The following is a 21,270-nucleotide window of genomic DNA, read 5'->3' as shown; positions in this document are numbered from 1 at the left end:
GTCCCATGTCCACCGCGTCCGAGCCCGCACCGACCAGATCACCGAAGTCCACTCCGAAGTTCAGGGGCCCGATCATGTTGCGCCGGGCCCGCAAACAGGGCACCGGAACCACCGATCAGCATCTGCTCGACGGCCGCGGACCCACCGACTGGGTGCACACCGACCCATGGCGGGTGCTCCGGATCCAGAGCGAATTCGTGGAGGGCTTCGGCGCCCTCGCCGAAATACCCAGGGCCGTATCGGTTTTCGGTTCGGCGCGGACGCAGGTGGATACCCCCGAATACGAGGCGGCGCGGGCCATCGGCGCCGCGCTCGCCGAGGCCGGTTTCGCGGTGATCACCGGCGGCGGCCCCGGCGTGATGGAGGCGGCCAATCGCGGCGCCTGCGAGGCGGGCGGATACTCCGTGGGCCTCGGCATCGAACTGCCGATGGAACAGGGCCTCAACGAATGGGTCGACCTCGGTATCAACTTCCGCTACTTCTTCGCCCGCAAGACGATGTTCGTCAAGTATTCCCAGGCGTTCATCTGCCTGCCCGGCGGCTTCGGCACCCTGGACGAGCTGTTCGAGGCGCTCACACTGGTGCAGACCAACAAGATCACCCGCTTCCCGGTCATCCTCTTCGGCAGTCGGTACTGGGCGGGGCTGGTCGACTGGCTGCGGGATTCGCCGGCCGGCTCGGGCAAGATCTCGCCCGGTGATCTGGGACTGCTGCACGTGACCGACAGTGTGGAGGAGCTGATCGACATCGTGCTGCAGGCCGCCGCGCGCCGCGGCGAGGAGTCCACGGGGACGGAGGACAAGTGGTGAACGGGCAGCCGTTCGCGGTGTGTGTCTACTGTTCGGCCAGCGCCACGGATCCGGACGCGCTGCGGCTGGCCGCCGAGGTGGGCAGTGAAATCGCCCGGCGCGGTTGGCAATTGGTCTCCGGCGGCGGGCATGTGTCGATGATGGGTGCGGTGGCGGTGGCCGCGCGCGCCGGGGGCGCTCGCACCACGGGCGTGATCCCGAAACGTCTGGTGCATCAGGAAGTCGCCGATGTGGACAGCGACGAGCTGATCGTCACCGACACCATGCGCGAACGCAAACAGATCATGGAGGATCGCGCCGACGCCTTCCTGACCCTGCCGGGTGGAATCGGCACGCTGGAGGAATTCTTCGAGGCGTGGACCGGCGGATATCTGGGACTGCACGGCAAGCCGCTGGTGGTGCTGGATCCGAACGGCCACTACCGCGGGCTGTTCGCGTGGCTGGACGAACTGAGCGCGGCCGGATTCATCGGACGGCCCGCACTGGATCGGATTACCGTGACCGCGGATGTGGCATCCGCATTCCGAGCCCTGACCGCGCCGCGCATCGGCACTGCCTGAGCGATTCGACACCGCTCGACCGGAACCCGTTGGAGGAGAATGTGAGCACCGAGGCCCGCAACACGATCAGTCTCTGGGATCTGGTGCGCAGGCTGCCCGCGATGGCGGTGGAAACGCCGGGCATGCTGCGCGGCGCCACCGGCATGCTCGTGCGCGCCGACGACAAATCCTCGGTCGGGCTGTACTTCCAGAAGGCGGCACGGCGGTATCCCAATCGGCCGTTCCTGCGCTTCGAGGGTCGCGAATACACCTACGGCGAGGCCAATACCGAGGTGAACTGCTTCGCGCAGGTGCTGGCGCAGCGCGGTGTGCGCCGCGGCGATGTGGTGGGCGTGCTGATGACCAACCGCCCCGACACGCTGTTCGTGGTACTGGCGACGGCGAAGCTGGGCGCGACCGTCGGACTGCTCAATCACAATCAGCGCGAACAGGTGCTCGCCCACAGCTTCGGTCTGCTCGACAGCGCGGTCAACGTGATCGGCGAGGAATGCGAGGACGCGGTGCGCTCGCTGCCCGAGCCGCCGCCGAATCTGCTGTATTCCGAGGAACTGCGGGAACTGGCCCGCGACGCCGATCCGGCGGACCCGGAGGTGTGCGCCGATATTCGTGCCCGGGAGCGTGCGTTCCTGATCTTCACCTCCGGCACGACGGGCTTGCCGAAGGCCAGCGTGATGACCCATCTGCGCTGGACGAAGAGTATGGCCGGGCTGGGCGGTCTGGGCATCCGCCTGCGTGGTGGCGACACCATGTACTGCTGCCTGCCGCTGTATCACAACAACGCGCTGACCGTCGCGCTCGGCGCGGTGCTCGGCTCGCGCGCGACGTTGGCGCTGGGACGCAAATTCTCGGTGTCGAACTTCTGGAGCGAGGTCATCGCGACCAGGTCGACGGCCTTCATCTACATCGGCGAGCTCTGCCGCTATCTGCTCAACCAGCCGGAATCGTCTCGCGAACACGAACATTCGGTGCGGCTGGCCGTCGGCAACGGCCTGCGCGCGGAGTTGTGGGACGAATTCCGGCGGCGCTTCCGCATCGGCCGGGTGGTGGAGTTCTACGGCGCGAGTGAGGGAAATATCGCCTTCATCAACGCCTTCGGCGTGGACCGCACCGCCGGATTCGGGCCGCTGCCCTACGCCGTGGTGGAATTCGACGAGGAGACCGGCAAGGCGCGGCGATACCCCGACGGGCGACTGCGCAAGGTTGCCTCCGGCGGTGTGGGCCTGCTGCTGGCGAAGGTCACCGACCGTTCCCCGTTCGACGGCTACACAGACAAGTCGGCGACCGAATCGAAGTTGGTGCGCAACGCATTCGACGAGGGCGACTGCTGGTTCGACACCGGAGATCTTGTGCGCGACCAGCATTGGCGCCACATCGCCTTCGTCGACCGCCTCGGCGACACCTTCCGCTGGAAGGGCGAGAACGTCGCGACCACCGAAGTCGAGGGCGCCTTCGACGGCGCGCCCGGTATCACCGAGGCGGTGGTGTACGGCGTGGACGTGCCCGGAGCCGACGGCAAGGCGGGGATGGCCGCGGTGACCCTCGCCGCCGGCGCCGCCTTCGACGGCTCCGGCCTGGCCGCTCAGCTCTACGACCGCCTGCCCGGATATGCGGTGCCGCTGTTCGTCCGCGTGGTGCCCGAACTGGAGACCACGTCGACCTTCAAGAGCCGCAAGGTGGACCTGCGCAAGCAGGGATTCACCCCGGACGATTCGACCGAGGTCTATGCGCTGAAGGGCCGCGACCAGGGATATGTGCCGTTCTACCCGAGCTATCCCGACGAGGTGGCGGCCGGTACCGCACCCCGAGGCTAGGTCGTGTCCGAGGGCGCCGACGGCCCGGCAATTAGACTCACCTCCATGAGTTCTGCGTCACCGCTGTCCACCCTGTGCGGTAAGCCGGTGGCGACGGATCGGGCGCTGGTGATGGCGATCGTCAACCGAACCCCCGATTCCTTCTACGACCGGGGCGCCACCTTCTCCGACGACGCCGCGATGGCCGCGGTGGCGCGCGCCGTGTCCGAGGGGGCGGATCTGGTCGACATCGGCGGGGTGAAGGCCGGGCCGGGCGACGAGGTCGACGCCGTGGCGGAGGCGCGGCGCGTGGTGCCGTTCGTGGCGGCCATCCGTGCCCGCTATCCGGACCTGTTGATCAGTGTGGACACCTGGCGCAGTGAGGTGGCGCGGGCGGCGGTGGCCGAGGGTGCGGATCTGATCAACGACACCTGGGCCGGGGCGGATCCGCAGCTCGCGGGCGTGGCCGCCGAACTGGGCGTGGGGATCGTGTGCAGCCACACCGGCGGCGCTCGGCCGCGCACCCGCCCGCATCGGGTCCGGTACGCCGACGTGGTGTCCGAGGTCACCGACACATTGGTGCGGGCCGCCGAGGCGGCGCGCGCGGCAGGGGTCGCGGCGGATGCGATTCTCATCGATCCGACCCACGATTTCGGGAAAAACACGTATCACGGGCTCGAACTGTTGCGGGCCGTGGACATTCTTGTAAATACCGGATGGCCGGTCTTGATGGCGCTGAGTAATAAGGATTTCATCGGAGAGACTCTTGGTGTCGGACTTTCCGAGCGATTGGAGGGGACATTGGCGGCAACCGCGTGGGCGGCCGCGGCCGGCGCCCGGGTCTTCCGAGTTCACGAGGTCGCCGCAACCCGGCGAGTAGTGGACATGATCGCGGCGATTCAGGGCATCCGGCCCCCCGCACGAACCTTGCGAGGTCTGGTATGACGTTCGATTGGACTGCCACGAATACGTGGGACCGACCACAGTGGGCGATCGACGAATTGGTCGACGCGAAGGATGGGCGCACCGTGTCGGTGGTGCTGCCCGCATTGAACGAGGAACGCACGGTCGCCGATGTGGTGGCCAGTATCCGGCCGCTGCTCGGCACGCTGGTCGACGAATTGGTGGTGCTGGATTCCGGGTCCGTGGACGCGACGGCCGAGCGGGCCCGGGCGGCCGGGGCGCAGGTGGTGACCCGCGAGCAGGCCGTGCCCGAACTGGAGCCGGTGCCCGGCAAGGGCGAGGTGCTGTGGCGCTCGCTGGCCGCGACCTCCGGCGACCTGGTGGCGTTCGTCGATTCGGATCTGATCGATCCCGATCCGATGTTCGTGCCGAAACTGCTGGGTCCGCTGCTGACCGTGGACGGTATGCATCTGGTGAAGGCCTACTACCGGCGGCCGCTGCGCCAGGGCGCGGCGGTGGAGCAGCACGGTGGTGGCCGGGTGACCGAACTGGTGGCGCGGCCGCTGCTGGCGGCGTTGCGTCCGGATCTGTCGAAGGTGTTGCAGCCCTTGGGCGGTGAGTACGCGGGAACGCGCGAGCTGTTGACCGCGGTGCCGTTCGCCCCGGGATACGGTGTGGAGATCGGTCTGCTGCTGGACACTTTCGACATGCTGGGCCTCTCGGCGATCGGCCAGGTGAATCTGGGCGTGCGCACGCATCGCAATCGTCCGCTGTCGGATCTGGGTGTCATGAGCCGGCAGATTCTCGGAACCGTGCTGGGACGCAGCGGAATTCGAGATTCGGGTGCGGCATTGACGCAATTCCCGCTGATCGGTGAGGAATTCACGGCATTGACCACCGATGTGCATCTCGCGGATCGGCCGCCGATGAACACCCTGCGCCCCGAAGAGGTTGCCGCCTGAATCCGCTACGGGCCGAAACCCCGCCGGAGCGAAGCGGAGGCCGAGAACTCAGCGTTCGTGACGGTAGATCGGGGTCAACAGATCCACTTCGATCGGTTCGCCGGTGTGGCGGTCGTAGCGGACGCCGACCACCGTCGAGAAGGCGCGGGTGTCGGCGCGTTCGTGCAGAGTCGCCAGCCGTGTTCCGAGAAGCCGTATCGCGCCCAGCGATCCGGGCGGATGTAGTCCGTCGATGACGAGAATGGTTCCGTGGCCGTCGGGGCGGGGCAGGCGCGCCAGATAGGCGATGTCGTAGGGTTCGGTGCCGCCCGGCCGGTAGATCCGGCGGGCGGCCCGGTCCTCGATCGCGCGGCGGACCCGCCCGGCCCGAGCCAGGGTCCGGCGCAGCCGCGGATCGGCCGACACCAGATAGCGCAGACTGGGCGACAATTCGGGCCCGCCGAGCACGATCAGGCCCTCGCGGTCGAGATTCAGGGGACGTCCGGGGAGGAATCGTTCGACCGTGACGGTGAATCCCAGCTGTCGCAACAGTTCTGCCAGCCGGTGCGGGGCGGCGGCATCCGGCGCGCCGATCAGCGGCGTGGCGCGTGTGACCGCGCGCAGGTCCGGGGTGAGCACGGTGAGTGGTCCGTGCCCGAAGAACAGGCCCTCCGGCACCGGGCCCTGGGTGCTGACCTGGTGAATCCGGGCGCGTGAAAGTCCTGCTGCCGCACCGATCCTGGCGAAGGTCCAGCCCTCGGCGTGCAACTCCCTGATCACCGCTCGGCGGATGCGGGTGAGCTCGTTGATGGTCTGCTGGGCCGCCGCGACCCCTTCGGTGGCAGCCTTGAGGCGTTCGACCTTGTCTTCGATCGCGAACACCCGTGCCACCTCGTCGGCTGACATGTGCGAAGTCTAGATAGCTCGACAGCCGGATGTGTCTAGTCCGGTTGACGAATCCGCCGCGGGGGCCGAATCCATCGAGCGCACCGGGCATTTGGGCCGGATCGGACGGTCCGTAATGGGTGCTATCAGTGCTTTTCGGTCAGGTGGCGTCGAAATCGATCGGCGGTTTTTCGTTGCGGTCGAGCGGTTTCGGCGGCTCGGGCACCGAATAGCTGGGTGCGGTCACAGAATTCGGCGAGCCGGTCTGTGAGGTGCCGGAATCGCCGGACGAGCCGTTGCCCGGATTGGCTGCCCCGAAGGTGCCGGTGAACAGCGAATCGTCACCGTCGAAGAGGTGCTTGGTGACCATCGACCGCGGCGTCATACCGCGCAGACCTTCGAGTGGTTTGCGCAGCTCGTTGAGCTCTTCGAGTGGTTTGCGCAGTTCGTCGAGCTCGGGTCCCAGATCGTTGCGCAGCTGGCTGGTGGCGCCGGAGGCGTAGTCGCGGACCTGACGCAGACTCTGCGCGGTCCAGCGAATCGCCCCCGGCAGCCGTTCCGGGCCGAGAATCACCAGCGCGGCGACCACCAGGATCACCATCTCGGGCCAGCCGATATTGAACATAAGACCAGGCTACTGGGGTGCTTGCGGGGCGTTCTTATCGGATTCCAGCGTCACCGGCACATCGACCTGACGGCCGTCGCGGATCAGTTGGAAATTCACCGTCTCGCCGATCTGGTGGGACTGGACGGCGACGGTGAGTTCGGCCGGTTCGGTGACCTGCCGATCACCCACCTTGACGATCACGTCGCCCTCGGCGATACCCGCCTTGGCGGCCGGGCTGTTGCCGACCACATCGGCCACCGCGGCGCCGCTCATGACGTCGTTCTCGACCTGCTTGGTCTTCGCGCTCACGCCGAGCCACGGGTGGTACATCACACCGTCGCGGATCAGCGTCTGCGACACCCGCTGCACCAGATCCACCGGAATCGCGAAGCCGAGGCCGACCGATCCGCCGCTCTCGCTGCGGATGGCGGTGTTGATCCCGATCAGCCGGCCCTCGCCGTCGACCAGGGCGCCGCCGGAGTTGCCGTGGTTGATCGCGGCATCGGTCTGCACGGCGTCGAAGGCGCCGGCGGTGTCGTCGCCGGCCTCCGGGCTCTCCTGGATCGCGCGATGCAACGCGCTGACGATGCCGGAGGTGACGGTCTTGCTCAGGCCCAGCGGTGAGCCGATGGCCAGCACGTCGTCACCGACCTGCACATCGCTCGACTTCCCGAGCCGGGCCACGGTGAGGTTCTTGACGTCGACCTTCAGGACCGCGAGGTCGGTCTTCGGGTCGCGGCCGACCAGCCGGGCCGGTGCCCTGGTGCCGTCGGAGAAGGTGGCCTGGATCTTGGCCCGCCCGCTTTTGTCCTGTGCCGCCATCGAGATGACGTGATTGTTGGTGACGATATAGCCGTCGCCGTCGATGACCACGCCCGAACCGAGGGCGCCGTTGTCGCCGACGGTCTCGCGGATCGAGACGACCGAGGGCAGTACCGCGTCGGCCACCTTGGCGACCTGACTGTGCGGTTTGTCGGTGTTGCTCTCCTGCTGCAGCGCGATCTTGCGCGAGGTCAGCGCCCCGGTGTTCTCGGCCGTGAACCGGCCCACCAGGCCGCCGAGCACGCCGATGATCAGGGCGACCACACCCAGGACGGCCAATGCCTTGGGCGCTACCCTGCCGCCGAACAGCACCTCGCGAGCGCCGAGTTTGGTACCCGGCGGCAGCGGCTGCGGGGCGGGGGTGTGGATGGCGGGATCACCGAGACGGGCCGCGGCGGCGGGATCGCGCCAGGGATCGACCGGTGCGCCGCTATCGGGCGTGTCGGTTGCGGCGTCCGGATCGCGCTGCAGGCGCTCGTCCGAACCCGCGGGCCGGCCGAAGGCCTCGGCCAGCACCGCGTCCGGCGGGCGATTGACCAATTCGGGACTGTCGTGGCGCGGCGCGGACGCGGCCTGGGTGTGCGATGCGAAGGATCCGGCCTGCCCCTCGGGGCGGCGGAAAGCGCGGGCGGTGTGCTTATCGATATCCGGGCGGTACACCGGGCGCGGCCCCAGCACGGGCGCGTCCGACGGCCTCAGGTTCCCCCTGGCCGCCGAATCCGATGAAGCGGACGGCGTCGATTCGGTGGTCACGTTCGCAAACTCTACTTGCGCCACCATCCCGTCCACCGCCTGCTCTCGAATCCCATTTCTCGATTCGAGGAGGAAGCGAAACGGAACGAATCCGCCCGCAGCCCGAGGAAACTCGCGCCGCGCGACATATCTTCGGTGCTACGTCCGGTCAGGTCGGCCAGCGGAATTCTGCTCAGCGTGTCCTGCAGGTCGGTCGGCGCGGAAATCTGCATTTGTGCCGCCCGGCGCAATGCCACCCGGGCCTGCTGCTGCGCCTCGACCTCGGCGGCGCATTCGGGGCAGCGGGACAGATGTTCGGCCGCGCGCAGATAGGCGTTCATTCTCAGCTCGCCGTCGACATATGCGACGACGGCCTCATTGGCCAGGTGTTCGGTGGGGGCGAAACGACCCTCGCCGGTCATACGGATGCACACCCTTCCGACGGACTACAGCTTCGCCGGGCACGGCCGCGGCGCTGCACCGCTGTTTACCCGACTTTCTCCTCAGCGGCGAACCGCTGCTGAGAACCATTATGCGCAAGGTATTCCCGCAGTGCCTGACGGCCGCGGTGGATCCGGCTGCGCACGGTACCCAACTTCACACCGAGGGTAGCGCCGATCTCCTCGTAGGACAGACCTTCGATATCGCACAGCACGACGGCCGCGCGGAATTCCGGCGCCAGCGCGTCGAGCGCCCGCTGCAGGTCCGGATCCAGCCGGGCATCGTGATAGACCTGCTCGGGCCCGGGACCTTCGGACGGCACCCGGTCGTAGTCCTCGGGCAGCGCCTCCATCCGGATGCGGTTGCGCCGGCGGACCATGTCGAGGAACAGATTCGTGGTGATCCGGTGCAGCCAGCCCTCGAACGTGCCGGGCTGGTAGTTCTGCAGCGAGCGGAAGACCCGGATGAACGTCTCCTGGGTCAGATCCTCGGCATCCTGCGGGTCACCGGTCAGGCGGTAGGCCAGGCGGTACACCCGGTCGGCGTGCTCGCGGACCAGTTCGTCCCAGGTCGGCATCATGGTGCGGTCGCCGGTGGCGTCGAAGGCGGCGGTACCGCTGAGCGCGTCGTCGTCCGCGGCCTCGCCCGCGACGGATTCGGTATCGTCGAAGTCGGCGCCGTTCGCGACGACGGCCCGGGCTTCGGGACCGACTTCGGCTTCCGGACGAACTTCGACTTCGGTACGGACATCGCTACGAGCGGCAGCGGGCAGCTCGTAATCGGCCGAGACGCCGATCGGCAGACTCGACTCGGGCAGGGTGGCGTACTCGCGCGCCGCATCGACCTTGTGGATGGGGTGACCTCCTACTCGGGACCGTGGAAGGCGCACGACGACTGGTGGTCGTCGCGTACCGGGTACAACCCCGGACCCGAGTCCGGTGTTCCCGGGCGCCGTCCGGCGGTCGGCCGGCCCTTGCTTGGTCAATACTCTGGCGGTTCCCGATGTGCCGGTGGTATGGGGAGGCTGAGGGACACCTGAGAAAAACACCGGCCGTCGTAGCGCAACCGGACAGCCACGCCGTTAGCCTCATATTCGTGAGCCACATCCCAGCGGCATCGGCCCTGCAGCGCAACCTCGCCTACGTGGAGGAATCCGTGGTCGAGGACGAGATCCTCATCGCCGCGCGGGAGCGGGCCACCGAACTGGGCGCCGCGCCGGTGCCGCCGTCGGTGGGAGCGCTGCTCAGCATGTACGCCCAGCTGCTCGGCGCCCGAGCGGTGGTCGAGGTCGGCACCGGCGCCGGAATCAGCGGCCTGTGGCTGCTCGACGGCATGCGCGAGGACGGGACGCTGACCACGATCGACTCCGAGCCGGAGCATCAGCGTGCGGCCAAGGACGCCTTCCGCGCGGCCGATGTCGCGCCCGCGCGCACCCGGCTGATCAACGGCCGCGCTCTGGACGTGCTGCCCCGGCTTGCCGACGGCGCCTACGACCTGGTGTTCATCGACGCAGCCCCGCTCGAGCATCCGCAATACGTCGAGCAGGCCGTACGTTTGCTGCGCGAGGGCGGGGCGGTGCTGATGTACAACGCGCTGCTGGGCGGGCGGGTGCCCGATCCGGCGCAGCGCGACGCCGCGACCCAGGCGGTGCGGGCGGCGACCCGGGCCGTGGCCGAGGACCCCGCCCTGACCAGCGTGCTGATCCCGGTCGGAGACGGACTGCTCTGCGCCTCGCGCGGCTAGTCGCCGCTCCCCGTGGTCCGGCGGTTCGATCGAGCCGGTTCCGGAAATAGCTCGCTGAAAGCTATCTACCTGCGCGTTCGGCTTCCGAAATTTGTCACGGGCCGAGTCTTGCGTGCGGATTGAACGAGTGTTTAGTATATTGAACATGTGTTTAAGGGAGCAGCCGTATCGGAAGGATCCGCCTCGGATCTGAGCACGCCCGCCCGGATCCGGGACGCGGCGATCGGCGTCTTCGGCGAAGAGGGATTCGGGGTCGGGGTGCGGGCCATCGCCAAGGCGGCGGGGGTTTCGCCCGGCCTCGTCAATCACCACTTCGGTTCCAAGGACGGCCTGCGCGAGGCGTGTGACGAGCACGTACGTGCCGTCATCCGGGCCGCGAAGACGGAATACGTCCAGCAGCCCTCGCCGAATTCGACCCTGAAGGCCCTCGCCGAAATCGAGGAGTTCGCGCCCTACACCGCGTATCTGATGCGCAGCTTCCAGGCCGGCGGAACGCTGATGACCTCGCTGTTCGACCAGATGCGCGCGGACGTGGAGTCCTATCTCGAGGTCGGTATCGAGGCCGGCACCCTGCGCCGGCCCAGGGATGTATCGGCGACGGCGAACTATCTGGCGGTGCAGAACGGCGGCGGATTCTTCTTCTTCCTGCAGCTCTACGCCGCCCGCCACGAAGGAAAGCTCGACTTTCGAAAAGCGTTGCGCGAGTATGCCGACCAGATGATGCTGCCGGCCGTCGAGGCCAACACCCACGGCCTGTTCGCCGATTCCTCGGTGCTCGACTCGTTGCTCGCCGAAATGTGAACCCTTATCTCACAAGGAGATTCGATGTCATCGGCAATCGAGGTCCGGAAGCTGCACAAGCATTTCGGATCGGTACGCGCCCTGGACGGCCTCGACCTCGAGGTCGCCGAGGGAGAGGTGCACGGCTTCCTCGGGCCCAACGGGGCCGGCAAGTCGACCACCATCCGCATTCTGCTCGGCATCCTGGCGCGCACCTCGGGGCAGGCCCGGGTGCTCGAGCGCGATCCGTGGACCGATGCGGTCGAGTTGCATCGCGATATCGCCTACGTTCCGGGCGATGTCACGCTGTGGCCGTCGCTGTCTGGCGGGGAGACGATCGATCTGCTGGCGCGGATGCGCGGCGGCATCGATACCGCGCGCCGCGCCGAGATGATCGAGCGTTTCGAACTCGATCCGCGCAAGAAGGCGCGCGCATACTCCAAAGGCAACCGGCAGAAGGTCGCACTCGTCTCCGCGTTCTCCTCGAACGCGCGACTGCTGTTGCTCGACGAACCGACCTCGGGCCTGGATCCGTTGATGGAACAGGTCTTTCGCGAATGCGCGCGAGAGGCGGCCGAGCGCGGCGCTACCGTGCTGCTGTCGAGCCACATCCTCTCCGAGGTGGAGGCGCTGTGCGATCGGGTCACGATCATCCGCGCCGGTAAAACCGTCGAGAGCGGCACTCTGGCCGAGATGCGTCATCTCAGCCGCACGTCCATCAAGGCCGAACTCATCGGCGACCCGGGCGATATCGGCGCCATCGCGGGCGTCGAGGACGTCACGATCGAGGACCACACCCTGCACTGCCAGGTCGACAGCGAACATCTCGGCGAACTGATCCGGGTGCTCGGCGCCGCCGGAGTGCGCAGCCTCGTGAGTCAGCCGCCGACGCTGGAAGAGCTGTTCCTGCGCCACTATTCGCTCGACGGCGACGCGCCGGCCGATGCCCGGCGACCCGCGCACACCTCCGCGTCGCGAGACGAGCAGGCATTGAGCGAGGCGACGAAATGACCACCGCGACCCTCGACCGCCCGCACGGCGGATTCGCCGAACGCTCCACTCGGTCCTCGGATTTCACCGGCACCGGGCAGCTGCTGCGCCTGTATCTGCGGCGGGACCGCATCGTATTGCCGCTGTGGGTGCTGCTGCTCTCGGCGCCGCTGGGCAGCGTCTACGTCTCCAGCGTGAAGAATCTGTACTCGTCGCCGGCCGATCTGCAGAATTTCGCGCACACCATCCTGTCCAGTCCGGCGCAGCTGGCGTTGTACGGCCCGATCTACAACACCAGCATCGGTGCGGCCGGCGTGTGGAAGGCAGGGGCGTTCTACACCCTGATCGGCATCGCTACCATCCTCACCGTCATCCGGCACACCCGCGCCGAGGAGGAGACGGGACGCGAGGAGCTGCTCGCCTCGACTCGGGTGGGCCGCTTCGCCGCCCTGACCGCGACCCTGCTGCTGACCTGTGCCGCCTGCGTGGCGGTCGGAATCGTCGCGACGCTGAGCATCGCCTCGGCGGGAGTGCCGTTCGACGGCTCGCTGGCCTTCGGCGCGGCGCTGGGGGCCTCGGGCATCGTCTTCGCGGCCGTCGCCGCGGTCGCCGCGCAGCTGAGTGCGAGTGCCCGGCTGGCCCGCGGCATCGCGCTGGCGGTGCTCGCGGTGACCTTCACCCTGCGCGCCATCGGTGACGCGCGGGCCGGAGACGGTCCGACCGACATCCTGACCTGGCTGTCGCCGCAGGGCTGGTCGCTGCAGGTCCGCCCCTTCGCGGGCGATCGCTGGTGGGTGCTGCTGCTGCATGCGGTGACCACTGTCGTGCTGGTCGCGGTCGCCTACACGCTGCTGCGGCGGCGCGACATGGGGGCCGGACTGATCGCCGACCGGCCCGGTCCCACCGCCGGATCGGCCCTGCTGAGCGGGCCGTTCGGGCTGGCCTGGCGGTTGCAGCGCGGCACTCTGGCGGCGTGGACGGTCGGGCTCGCGCTCTACGGCCTGATCATCGGCAGCGTGGTTCACGGCATCGGCGACGAGATCGGCTCCAGCCAGACCGTCCGCGACATCATCGCCCGGCTCGGCGGTTCGCAGGGGGTGGAACAGGCCTTCCTGAACACCGCCTTCTCGATGGTCGGCCTGGGCGCGGCGGCCTTCTCGATCTCTGCCGCGCTGCGGATGTACGCGGAGGAGAGCGACGATCGCGCCGAAACCGTGCTCACCGGCGCCGTCGGCCGAATTCGCTGGGCCGCAAGCCATCTGATCTTCGCCTTCGGTGGTCCGGTGGTGGCGCTGTTCGCCTCCGGCGTGATCGGCGGCCTGTCCTACGGGATCGCCGCGTCGGATATGGGCGGCAAGTTCCCGCAGGCGCTGGAAGCGGCGATGATCCAGATTCCCGCGGTGTGGGTGTTCACCGCGATCACCGTGCTGCTGTTCGGACTGCTGCCGCGCTGGACCCCGGTGGCGTGGGGTGTGTTCACCGCGGGGGTGGCGATCTATCTGCTCGGCTCGATCTCCGGTATGCCGCAATGGGTTCTGGACCTCAACCCCTACGGTCATTTGCCGAAACTGCCGGCGGAGGACTTCCGCGCGATGCCGGTGATCGTGCTGCTGGTGCTCGCGGCGGTGATCACCGCGGTCGGACTCGCGGGCTGGCGCCGACGCGATCTGCGCTGATCCGCAAGGTATTTCGCCGCCCGGTCGCTCCTCTCCCGGAGCGCCGGGCGGCACTTTCCGTGGCCGGTACCACCGGACTGCCGATACCATTGGCACAGTGGGTAATTCGGCGGTACCGGGAGGCGGGGAGTGTACGAGCGCGGAATCCTGATCGAGGTCGCGCCTCGCGGGTGGCTGGTCCTGGCTCTCGTCAGCCTCGGCGCGGCGGTCTTCGTGGCACTGCTGGTGATGCTGCTGGTCAGTGACGACAAGTTCGACGATCCGTCGAGATATCCGAGAGTGCCGCACGGTACCTGTGCGCCGTTCTGCTACACGCCGGAAAGTCCGGGCGTCACCGAACCGGCCCCGCCGCCGCAGTATCCGATGCCGGGCCGCTGAGCCGGTTGCTCACCCCGACATCGGGGGCTCAGACCCAGACGCCCTTGCCGACGGTGACCACGCCGCCGTTGCTCACCGCGAACCGCTCGCGGTCGCGGTCCAGATCGACGCCGATGATCTCGCCCTCGCCGACCATCACGTTCTTGTCCAGGATCGCGTGCCGCACCACCGCGCCGCGGCCGATCCGCACTCCGGGCATGAGCACACTGCCCTCCACGGTCGCCCCGTCCTCGATGAACACATTCGAGCTCAGCACCGAATTGCGGACCGTCGCCGCGGACAGGATGCTGCCCGCGCCCACGATGCACTCCTGGGCGAGCCCGCCCTGCGCGAATTTCGCCGGTGCCAGATTCTCGGCCGTGCCTCGAATGGGCCAGTGCTTGTTGTAGAGATTGAAGATCGGGTGCACCGATACCAGATCCATATGGGCCGCGTAGAAGGCGTCGATCGTCCCGACGTCGCGCCAGTAGCCGCGGTCGCGGTCGGTGGAACCGGGAACGTCGTTGCGCGCGAAATCGTAGACACCGGCCTGCCCCTGGGAGACCAGCGCCGGGATGATGTCGCCACCCATGTCGTGATCGGAATCGACATCGTCGGCATCGGCGCGGATCGCGTCGACGAGCACCTTCGTGGTGAAGACGTAATTGCCCATCGAGGCGAAGGTCATATTCGGATCGTCGGGTGTGCCGGGCGGATGGACCGGTTTCTCCAGAAATTGCGTGATGCGGCCCGATTCGTCGGAATCGATACAGCCGAAGGCGCTGGCCTCGCTGCGCGGCACCCGGATCCCCGCCACGGTCACCCCCGCACCGGAATCGATGTGATGGGCGACCATCTGTTCGGGATCCATGCGATAGACGTGGTCGGCGCCGAACACCACGATGTAGTCGGGGTCCTCGTCGTAGATCAGATTCAGCGACTGCATGATCGCGTCGGCGCTGCCGGTATACCAGCGCGGTCCCAGCCGCTGCTGGGCCGGGACCGGAGTGATGTATTCGCCGCCGAAGCCGGACAGCCGCCAGGTCTGCGAGATGTGCCGGTCCAGGGAATGCGATTTGTACTGGGTCAGCACACAGATGCGCAGATAACCGGCGTTGACGAGGTTGGAGAGGACGAAGTCGATCAGGCGGTACGCGCCCCCGAACGGGACCGCCGGCTTGGCGCGGTCCTTGGTGAGGGGAAAGAGTCGTTTGCCCTCACCACCGGCTAGCACTACTCCGAGTACGTGCGGCTGGCTCCTCACGGAATTCAACCTACCGTCCCAGGCCACGGCGTGTCCGATGCCGGTTCACTCCGGCGTGGCCGGGCAGGTGTGGTGGGGCGGGGGCGTACCGATTAGGTTGGACCGGTGAGTTTCGCGGATGGCGGCCGCGAGCCGATATCGCCTGCCGACCCCGACCGGCTCCGGGTCGCGATGTTGACCCGCGAATATCCCCCCGAGGTGTACGGCGGGGCCGGAGTACACGTGACCGAACTGGTCCCGCAGTTGCGCCGGCTGTGCGACGTGACGGTGCACTGCATGGGCGCCGAACGCGGTGATGCGGTGGTCCATCAGCCCGATCCGATGCTCTACGCCGCCAATTCCGCCCTGCAGATGATGTCGGCGCAGTTGCGTATGGCCGATGCCGTCGGCGCGGTCGACGTGGTTCACTCCCACACCTGGTACACCGGGCTCGGCGGACATCTGGCCGCGAGTCTGTACGGCATCCCGCACGTCCTCACCGCGCATTCGCTGGAACCGCGCCGGCCGTGGAAGGCCGAACAACTGGGCGGCGGTTACCGGTTGTCGTCGTGGTCGGAGCGCACCGCCATGGAGAATGCCGATGCGGTGATCGCGGTCAGCGAGGGCATGCGCCACGATGTGCTCGATGCCTACCCGACCGTCGACCCCGGGCGAGTACACGTCGTGCACAACGGGATCGACACGCGGGCCTGGTTCCCGGGCGGGCCGGTGCCCGAGGCCCGCGATGTCCTCGCAGAATTGGGGGTACGCGACGATGCGCCGATCGCGGCGTTCGTCGGCCGCATCACCCGGCAGAAGGGGGTCGCCCACCTGCTCGCCGCGGCGCGCGATATCGACCCGGGGATTCAGCTGGTGCTGTGCGCCGGCGCACCGGATACGCCGCAGTTGGAGGCCGAGGCGGCCGCGGCGGTGCGCGAACTCGCGGCGACACGCGGCGGCGTGTTCTGGGTCCGCGATATGTTGCCGACCGAGCAGGTGCGCCAGATCCTTTCCGCCGCAAGCGTTTTCATCTGCCCCTCGGTGTACGAGCCGCTCGGGATCGTGAATCTGGAGGCGATGGCCTGCGGTACCGCGGTGGTCGCCTCGGATGTCGGCGGGATTCCGGAGGTGGTTCTCGACGGGCAGACCGGACGACTGGCGCATTACGACCCGCAGGCGCCGCGCGACTTCGAACGAGACCTCGCCGACCTGGTGAACGACCTCGCCGGGGACGCGGAGACCGCGGCGCGGTTCGGGGCGGCCGGCCGGGCACGCGCGACGGCCGAATTCAGCTGGGCGCAGGTCGCCGCCCGCACGACCGACCTCTACGACCGCATCCGCAAGGGTTGACGGCCGGGCAGGCAACGGTCGGCGGGCCGTAGCGCCCAGGACGTGACGGTCAGCGCGGTCATGACGCTCAGAATCCCGACCTCCGCGCGGGCGTAACCGGTGACCAGATGTGAGGCGATCGCGCCGGTGTAGACGAAAAACGTTCCGGCATAAGCCCATTCCTTGCACAGTGGGAGCCGGGGAGCGGCCAGCACGATCGCGGCCGGGATCTTCCACACGCCGAGCAACACCAGGAAATAGCGTGGGTACCCGAGCTGGGTGACCACATCGGTCACGAAAGGGATGCGGGCGAGATCCCAGACGCCGCCCACCCCGGACTCGGCGACAATGGCCGCGGTGGCGACCCGATAACCGACGGTGCGGTAGCGGCCGTCGGCGATCGCGAGCACGGGTGGGCGGGCAAGGCGTCCGATGGTGCCGGCCGACGTGGTCGTACCGTCCGGCGCGGAGCGGGAAAGACTGCGCATGGCTGCCTCCTGGCTGATGATGGTGAGTGGTCGCACTGATACGGCCACACTTGATACGGCGTAGCGCGTGGCGAGGATGTGACCGGCGTGAGCGAGCGCGAGCAGGCCCTGCAACGGCTGCACGACCAGCGGCCGCGATTACGGGCGCTCGCGCACCACATGCTCGGCTCGGCGACCGATGCCGAGGATGCCGTCCAGGAGACCTGGCTGCGCGTGCATCGCAGCCCGCCCCGCACGGTCGGCAACCTCGATGCCTGGCTCACCACGGCTGTGGCGCACACCTGCCTGGATCTGTTGCGCACCCGACGGTCTCGGCCCGAACAGCCGAGCGGCACCCAGCTGCCGGATCCGCTGCTCGTCGCCGCCGACGGTCCCGCGGCGCCGGAAGAGCAAGCGCTGCTGGCGGATTCGGTGGGCCTGGCGATGCAGATGGTGCTGTCACAGCTGGAGCCGGCCGAACGTATCGCCTTCGTCCTGCACGACAGCTTCGCGGTGCCGTTCGATCACATCGCCGCGCTGTTGGACCGGACCCCGGCCGCCACCCGCCAATTGGCCAGTCGCGCTCGTCGCCGACTGCGGGCCGCGCCGACACCCGACGGGGAACTCGCCGACCAGCGGGCGGTGGTGGAGGCGTTCTTCGCCGCCGCCCGCCGTGGCGACTTCGAGGCTCTGGTGGCGCAGCTGGCCCCGGAGATCGTGCTGCGCGCCGACGCCGGTGCGGGAGTCGGTTGGGAAATTCACGGCCCGCGCGACACCGCCACCCGCGCCCTGCTGTTCGCCCGGCCGTCCTCGGATGTGCGGCCGGTGCTGGTGAACGGCGCCGCCGGTGCGGTGATCATGTTCGACGGGCAGCCCGGGGTGCTGCTCGCTTTCACGGTGACGAACGGACGCATCGCGGAGATCTACGTCTATGCCGACCGGGAGCGGGTTGCGGCCTTCTTCCGGTGAGCAGGGTGGCCGCCGGTCAGCGGTGGTAGGACGCGACGGTGACCGAGGCCGTCACCGGCATCGCTTCGGGGAGGCCGGCGATCAGGTGGTCGCGGGATGCGGCGGCGTGATGAGCCGACGGACCCATGCCGACCACATTCGCGATCGCGGCGTGATCGAGGGTCATCTCGTATTCGACCGTGACGCGTCCGGCGGGCCGGAAATCCGCGGACAGCGCGTCGGTCAGGCGCGCGTCCTTGTCCGTCTGCACGCCCACCATGTCCAACGGGGCGATGAGTTCGGCCAAGTGGCGCGGCGTGGGTGTGACGACGACGAAGGCGCCGCCGGGGCGCAGCACCCGCGCGACCTCGGCCGGATTGCGCGGGGCGAAGACGCACAGCACTTGGTCGAGCGCACGGTCGCGGATCGGCAGCCCCCGCCAGACGTCGGCGAGGATCGACGCCGCACGCGAATGGGCGCGAGCGGCCCGGCGCGCCGCCGGTTTCGAGACGTCGAGTGCGATGCCGTGCGCGTCGGGCGCCGCCTCCAGCCCGGCGGCCAGGTAGTAACCGGTGCCGGCGCCGATTTCGAGGATCGTGCCGGTCGGTGCGCCATCCGCGACGACGTCGGCCGTCGCGCGCGCGATCTGGTCGAAATGGCCCGCGCTCTGGAATCGCGCCCGGGCGTCCAGCATGTCGGCGGTATCGCCGGTCATCTTGGTGGCGGCGCCGGTCAGCAGGCTGACGTAACCCTGTTTGGCGATGTCGAAGCTGTGGCCCGCCTCGCACATCAGGCGACGATCCCGGAGCTCGACGCCCGCACGACATTCCGGGCAGGCCACCGCGGATGCGATCGCGGCCAAGGACGAGGCGTGGTCTGTGGGCGGCTCCGGCGTCGTGCCGGGTGCCGCCTGCCGTGTTCCGCGGTTCGGTCCGGTCATACGATCCGCCGGGCATTCTCGGCCGCCCGGCCGAGGAGGCCGACGCGACGGGCGCAGATCCAGCCGGTGACCCGGCCGGATCTGCGCGCGCGGGTTCGCGCCGGCAATTTCATCACCGGTGTATTTCGTTGGGTCGAGCGGCTAGCTGGTGACCGCGGTGAGCTCTTTACCGAGAGCTGCCGCTTCCTCCGGCGTGAGCTCGACGACCAAACGCCCGCCACCCTCGAGTGGAACCCGCATGACGATTCCACGCCCTTCCTTGGTTGCCTCGAGGGGACCGTCCCCGGTGCGGGGCTTCATGGCCGCCATCCTCTGCTCCCTCCAGATCCGCGCGGTCTGCTGCGCACTTCTCGGAACTAATGTGTTGTCACCAACAGGCAGCCGCCGGACGCGACAGGCATGTCCGGTTGGGCTGCACCACGCCTATTCTTCCTTATCAGCGAACCGGCCGGGTACCTGAGTTCGAAAACCGACCGGCGTGGCGCGTGATCAACGCCGCAGATCGACCCAGCAATCGGCCAGATGGTCATCGACCATTCCGGTCGCCTGCATCAATGCGTACGCCGTGGTCGGACCTACGAACCGGAACCCGCGCTTCTTGAGTTCTCTTGCGAGAGCGACGGATTCGGGTGTGACGGCGGGCACGTCGGACAGTTCGCGCGGGCGCGGGCGAGCGGGCGGCGCGAACGACCAGAGCAGCTCGTCCAGCCCGGGGCTCAACTCCCGTGCAACCCGGGCATTGGCGACACACGCAAGGATTTTGGCGCGATTGCGCACGATGCCTGGATCGGCCAGGAGCCGCTCCACATCGTCGTCCCCGAATTCGGCCACCCGGTCGATGGCGAATCCGGCGAAGGCCGCCCGGAACGCCGGCCGCTTGCGCAGGATCGTGATCCAGGACAGCCCGGACTGGAACGCCTCGAGACACATCCGCTCGAACAGCGCGTCGTCGCCGTGCAGCGGCCGGCCCCACTCGGTGTCGTGATAGTCCCGGTAGAGCTGCGAGGACTGCGACCAGCCGCAGCGCACCTTCCCGTCGTCCACCACCGCCTCGACGCTCATCGAGGCCCTCCGGCGGCCGAAGGGGGGTCTCCCGGTAACGGCGGCGGCGCCCAGCCGGTCGCGGGTGTCTCCCTCGCCGGGGCGAATCCGGTCGTCGAGTCCGGTCCGGGGGGAGCGATGTAACCGGTGGTTCCGGCCACTCCCGCTTCGCTCGTGGTCTCCGACTCGGGGCGGACGGTCGTCGACCGGTCGGTCGGCGCCACCCCGTCGTGCCCGGCGGAAGCCTGCGGGGTGGTGCCCTGCTCGACGGAGCCCGCTGCTTGCGCGGCGGCGTCGGTCGGTGAAGCGACACCGACCGTGCCGGGGGCCTGCCCGATGCTGCCTGGCTCACCGACAGTGGACCCGGTGGGTGTGGCGGCGTGAGGGCCCGCGACGGTCAAGGCGGTACCGATGGCCGGTGCATATCCGTTCACCGGGTAGCCGGTTCCGGGGAGGGCGGTGCCGGTGGGCATTCCCGCCCCGGCGGGCAGGCTGCCGAAACCGACGCCGGGGGCGAAGCCCGCGCCAGAGGTGAAGCCCGCGCCCGGGGTCAAGCCCGCGCCAGGGATAGGTCCCGCCCCGGGGGTGAAGCCGGCGGCGGGGGTGAAGCCGGCGGCGGGGGTAGAGCCCGCGCCGGGTGTGAAGCCTGCGCCGGGGGCAGAGCCGGTGCTGGAGGTGGAGCTCGCGCCGAGGGTGAAGCCGCTGCCGGAGCTATCGGCAGGAATCTGACCGGTCGCACCGCCGACAGCCGGGGTACCCGGACCGGCCGGAGCCGGTCCGCCCAGGCCGTTGGGATTCGCGCTGCCGGGACCGGCGAAGGTGGCGCCGCCGAAGAAGGTTCCGGTGCTGAAGTTGGTGGTCGTGGCGTTGCCGGCGGCCGGGGGCGTGTCCGTGGGAGGGAGCGTGGTTCCCGTATTCGGTTGCGCCGGTGTGATTTCGGGTTCTCCGGCGGCGGATGGGTAGGTGCTGCGGCTGCGCTCGAGTTGCATTTCCAGCTCGTCGATCCGGGCGGCCAATCGGCTCAGCGCCCAGTCGACCTCGCCCGCCTTGTATCCCCGGAACACCTGCTGGAACCGCAACGCGCGCACATCCGAGCCGCGAATACCCGCGGCGGGCAGAACCGTCACCGTTGTCCCCTCCGGCAGCGGCCCCAATTCCTCCCCGCGCCCGAACACCGCACTGGCCACCAGGAACAGCAACGCGGCCACCAAGCCGACGATGAGCACGTACAACAGCAGCGTGAGCATAGGTCGAGCTTAGGTGGCG

The 21,270-nt window shown here is 68.6% G+C and carries 22 protein-coding genes and 1 pseudogene; 12 read left to right on the top strand and 11 right to left on the bottom strand.

What is annotated here, in order from left to right; all coding sequences use genetic code 11:
• Positions 1 to 5: 5 nt before the first annotated feature.
• The 5 genes from NN2_RS09695 to NN2_RS09680 are packed head-to-tail and all read left to right on the top strand — an operon-like array spanning position 6 to position 5,024.
• Positions 6 to 809, top strand: a complete 804-nt coding sequence (locus tag NN2_RS09695) for an LOG family protein (protein ID WP_063012360.1) — start codon at positions 6 to 8, stop codon at positions 807 to 809.
• On the top strand, positions 803 to 1,369 hold the full coding sequence (locus NN2_RS09690) for an LOG family protein (RefSeq protein WP_063012358.1): 567 nt from the start codon (positions 803 to 805) through the stop codon (positions 1,367 to 1,369). Before NN2_RS09695 ends, NN2_RS09690 begins: the two co-directional genes overlap by 7 nt.
• 41 nt (positions 1,370 to 1,410) lie before the next feature.
• Entirely contained in the window at positions 1,411 to 3,180 is a 1,770-nt protein-coding gene (locus NN2_RS09685; RefSeq protein WP_082856868.1) for a long-chain-acyl-CoA synthetase, read from the top strand.
• Positions 3,181 to 3,225: 45 nt separating this feature from the next.
• The gene (gene folP / locus NN2_RS38050) at positions 3,226 to 4,104 is read left to right on the top strand and encodes a dihydropteroate synthase (RefSeq protein ID WP_082856867.1); all 879 of its coding nucleotides are present in this window, start codon (positions 3,226 to 3,228) and stop codon (positions 4,102 to 4,104) included.
• Positions 4,101 to 5,024 carry a glucosyl-3-phosphoglycerate synthase gene (locus NN2_RS09680; protein WP_030514889.1) on the top strand — a complete coding sequence of 308 codons (924 nt, stop codon included), beginning with the start codon at positions 4,101 to 4,103 and terminating at the stop codon, positions 5,022 to 5,024. Before folP ends, NN2_RS09680 begins: the two co-directional genes overlap by 4 nt.
• A gap of 48 nt (positions 5,025 to 5,072) precedes the next feature.
• Here NN2_RS09680 and NN2_RS09675 read toward each other — a convergent pair whose 3' ends face one another.
• The 5 genes from NN2_RS09675 to sigE form a co-directional block, all read right to left on the bottom strand.
• The gene (locus NN2_RS09675) at positions 5,073 to 5,909 is read right to left on the bottom strand and encodes a hypothetical protein (protein ID WP_030514890.1); all 837 of its coding nucleotides are present in this window, start codon (positions 5,907 to 5,909) and stop codon (positions 5,073 to 5,075) included.
• Between the two features lie 139 nt (positions 5,910 to 6,048).
• Positions 6,049 to 6,513: a Sec-independent protein translocase protein TatB gene (tatB, locus tag NN2_RS09670; protein ID WP_063012354.1), complete on the bottom strand. Its 465-nt coding sequence runs from the start codon at positions 6,511 to 6,513 to the stop codon at positions 6,049 to 6,051.
• A gap of 9 nt (positions 6,514 to 6,522) precedes the next feature.
• A complete protein-coding gene (locus NN2_RS09665; protein ID WP_063012352.1) occupies positions 6,523 to 8,097 on the bottom strand; it encodes a S1C family serine protease in 1,575 nt (524 codons plus the stop codon).
• Entirely contained in the window at positions 8,082 to 8,471 is a 390-nt protein-coding gene (locus NN2_RS09660) for an anti-sigma factor (protein WP_030514893.1), read from the bottom strand. Before NN2_RS09660 ends, NN2_RS09665 begins: the two co-directional genes overlap by 16 nt.
• Positions 8,472 to 8,536: 65 nt before the next feature.
• On the bottom strand, positions 8,537 to 9,379 hold the full coding sequence (gene sigE, locus NN2_RS09655) for an RNA polymerase sigma factor SigE (protein WP_063012350.1): 843 nt from the start codon (positions 9,377 to 9,379) through the stop codon (positions 8,537 to 8,539).
• A 215-nt stretch (positions 9,380 to 9,594) separates the two neighbouring features.
• On the opposite strand from sigE, the gene NN2_RS09650 reads away from it, so the two are divergent.
• From NN2_RS09650 to NN2_RS09630, 5 genes are all read left to right on the top strand, one after another.
• A complete protein-coding gene (locus NN2_RS09650; protein WP_104364296.1) occupies positions 9,595 to 10,233 on the top strand; it encodes an O-methyltransferase in 639 nt (212 codons plus the stop codon).
• Positions 10,234 to 10,380: 147 nt separating this feature from the next.
• On the top strand, positions 10,381 to 11,034 hold the full coding sequence (locus NN2_RS09645) for a TetR/AcrR family transcriptional regulator (protein ID WP_063012348.1): 654 nt from the start codon (positions 10,381 to 10,383) through the stop codon (positions 11,032 to 11,034).
• A 24-nt stretch (positions 11,035 to 11,058) separates the two neighbouring features.
• Positions 11,059 to 12,024 (top strand): ABC transporter ATP-binding protein, encoded by a 966-nt coding sequence (locus NN2_RS09640; protein WP_063012346.1) that lies wholly within the window; start codon positions 11,059 to 11,061, stop codon positions 12,022 to 12,024.
• Complete coding sequence (locus tag NN2_RS09635) at positions 12,021 to 13,679, top strand: ABC transporter permease (protein ID WP_082856866.1); 1,659 nt, start codon at positions 12,021 to 12,023, stop codon at positions 13,677 to 13,679. Before NN2_RS09640 ends, NN2_RS09635 begins: the two co-directional genes overlap by 4 nt.
• Positions 13,680 to 13,808: 129 nt before the next feature.
• Complete coding sequence (locus NN2_RS09630) at positions 13,809 to 14,057, top strand: hypothetical protein (RefSeq protein WP_030514899.1); 249 nt, start codon at positions 13,809 to 13,811, stop codon at positions 14,055 to 14,057.
• A 28-nt stretch (positions 14,058 to 14,085) separates the two neighbouring features.
• Here NN2_RS09630 and glgC read toward each other — a convergent pair whose 3' ends face one another.
• Positions 14,086 to 15,300 carry a glucose-1-phosphate adenylyltransferase gene (glgC, locus tag NN2_RS09625; RefSeq protein WP_063012344.1) on the bottom strand — a complete coding sequence of 405 codons (1,215 nt, stop codon included), beginning with the start codon at positions 15,298 to 15,300 and terminating at the stop codon, positions 14,086 to 14,088.
• A 171-nt stretch (positions 15,301 to 15,471) separates the two neighbouring features.
• On the opposite strand from glgC, the gene glgA reads away from it, so the two are divergent.
• Positions 15,472 to 16,629, top strand: a complete 1,158-nt coding sequence (gene glgA / locus NN2_RS09620; RefSeq protein ID WP_063012502.1) for a glycogen synthase — start codon at positions 15,472 to 15,474, stop codon at positions 16,627 to 16,629.
• Here the strand turns inward: glgA and NN2_RS09615 are convergent.
• Positions 16,605 to 17,096, bottom strand: a complete 492-nt coding sequence (locus NN2_RS09615; RefSeq protein ID WP_082856878.1) for a DoxX family protein — start codon at positions 17,094 to 17,096, stop codon at positions 16,605 to 16,607. The two genes, glgA and NN2_RS09615, sit on opposite strands and share 25 nt — an antisense overlap.
• Before the next feature lie 87 nt (positions 17,097 to 17,183).
• On the opposite strand from NN2_RS09615, the gene NN2_RS09610 reads away from it, so the two are divergent.
• Positions 17,184 to 18,044, top strand: a complete 861-nt coding sequence (locus NN2_RS09610; RefSeq protein ID WP_063012500.1) for a sigma-70 family RNA polymerase sigma factor — start codon at positions 17,184 to 17,186, stop codon at positions 18,042 to 18,044.
• A 16-nt stretch (positions 18,045 to 18,060) separates the two neighbouring features.
• Here the strand turns inward: NN2_RS09610 and NN2_RS09605 are convergent, their stop codons facing one another.
• From NN2_RS09605 to NN2_RS09595, 4 genes and pseudogenes are all read right to left on the bottom strand, one after another.
• Positions 18,061 to 18,963 carry a putative RNA methyltransferase gene (locus NN2_RS09605; RefSeq protein ID WP_082856865.1) on the bottom strand — a complete coding sequence of 301 codons (903 nt, stop codon included), beginning with the start codon at positions 18,961 to 18,963 and terminating at the stop codon, positions 18,061 to 18,063.
• A gap of 141 nt (positions 18,964 to 19,104) precedes the next feature.
• Positions 19,105 to 19,272: a DUF3117 domain-containing protein gene (locus NN2_RS36185; RefSeq protein WP_064902036.1), complete on the bottom strand. Its 168-nt coding sequence runs from the start codon at positions 19,270 to 19,272 to the stop codon at positions 19,105 to 19,107.
• 180 nt (positions 19,273 to 19,452) lie between these two features.
• Positions 19,453 to 20,025, bottom strand: coding sequence for a DNA-3-methyladenine glycosylase I (locus tag NN2_RS09600; protein ID WP_030514905.1), 573 nt, complete (start codon positions 20,023 to 20,025; stop codon positions 19,453 to 19,455).
• Positions 20,026 to 20,977: 952 nt separating this feature from the next.
• Positions 20,978 to 21,251: pseudogene (locus NN2_RS09595) on the bottom strand (DivIVA domain-containing protein); the annotation flags it as partial.
• Between the last annotated feature and the right edge of the window lie 19 nt (positions 21,252 to 21,270).

This window comes from Nocardia nova NBRC 15556 (genome assembly GCF_001613005.1).
In the GTDB taxonomy this organism is placed as follows: domain Bacteria; phylum Actinomycetota; class Actinomycetes; order Mycobacteriales; family Mycobacteriaceae; genus Nocardia; species Nocardia nova.
The sequence above is the reverse complement of the archived record's forward strand: the minus strand, read 5'-3'. Positions and strand labels throughout refer to the sequence as shown.

Coding starts and splice junctions, on each gene's coding strand:
- NN2_RS09695 (WP_063012360.1), top strand. CDS start 6: ATGTCCACCGCGTCCGAGCCCGCACCGACCAGATCACCGAAGTCCACT.
- folP (WP_082856867.1), top strand. CDS start 3,226: ATGAGTTCTGCGTCACCGCTGTCCACCCTGTGCGGTAAGCCGGTGGCG.
- NN2_RS09680 (WP_030514889.1), top strand. CDS start 4,101: ATGACGTTCGATTGGACTGCCACGAATACGTGGGACCGACCACAGTGG.
- NN2_RS09675 (WP_030514890.1), bottom strand. CDS start 5,909: ATGTCAGCCGACGAGGTGGCACGGGTGTTCGCGATCGAAGACAAGGTC.
- tatB (WP_063012354.1), bottom strand. CDS start 6,513: ATGTTCAATATCGGCTGGCCCGAGATGGTGATCCTGGTGGTCGCCGCG.
- NN2_RS09665 (WP_063012352.1), bottom strand. CDS start 8,097: ATGGTGGCGCAAGTAGAGTTTGCGAACGTGACCACCGAATCGACGCCG.
- NN2_RS09660 (WP_030514893.1), bottom strand. CDS start 8,471: ATGACCGGCGAGGGTCGTTTCGCCCCCACCGAACACCTGGCCAATGAG.
- NN2_RS09640 (WP_063012346.1), top strand. CDS start 11,059: ATGTCATCGGCAATCGAGGTCCGGAAGCTGCACAAGCATTTCGGATCG.
- NN2_RS09635 (WP_082856866.1), top strand. CDS start 12,021: ATGACCACCGCGACCCTCGACCGCCCGCACGGCGGATTCGCCGAACGC.
- glgA (WP_063012502.1), top strand. CDS start 15,472: ATGTTGACCCGCGAATATCCCCCCGAGGTGTACGGCGGGGCCGGAGTA.
- NN2_RS09615 (WP_082856878.1), bottom strand. CDS start 17,096: ATGCGCAGTCTTTCCCGCTCCGCGCCGGACGGTACGACCACGTCGGCC.
- NN2_RS09605 (WP_082856865.1), bottom strand. CDS start 18,963: ATGACCGGACCGAACCGCGGAACACGGCAGGCGGCACCCGGCACGACG.
- NN2_RS36185 (WP_064902036.1), bottom strand. CDS start 19,272: ATGGCGGCCATGAAGCCCCGCACCGGGGACGGTCCCCTCGAGGCAACC.
- NN2_RS09600 (WP_030514905.1), bottom strand. CDS start 20,025: ATGAGCGTCGAGGCGGTGGTGGACGACGGGAAGGTGCGCTGCGGCTGG.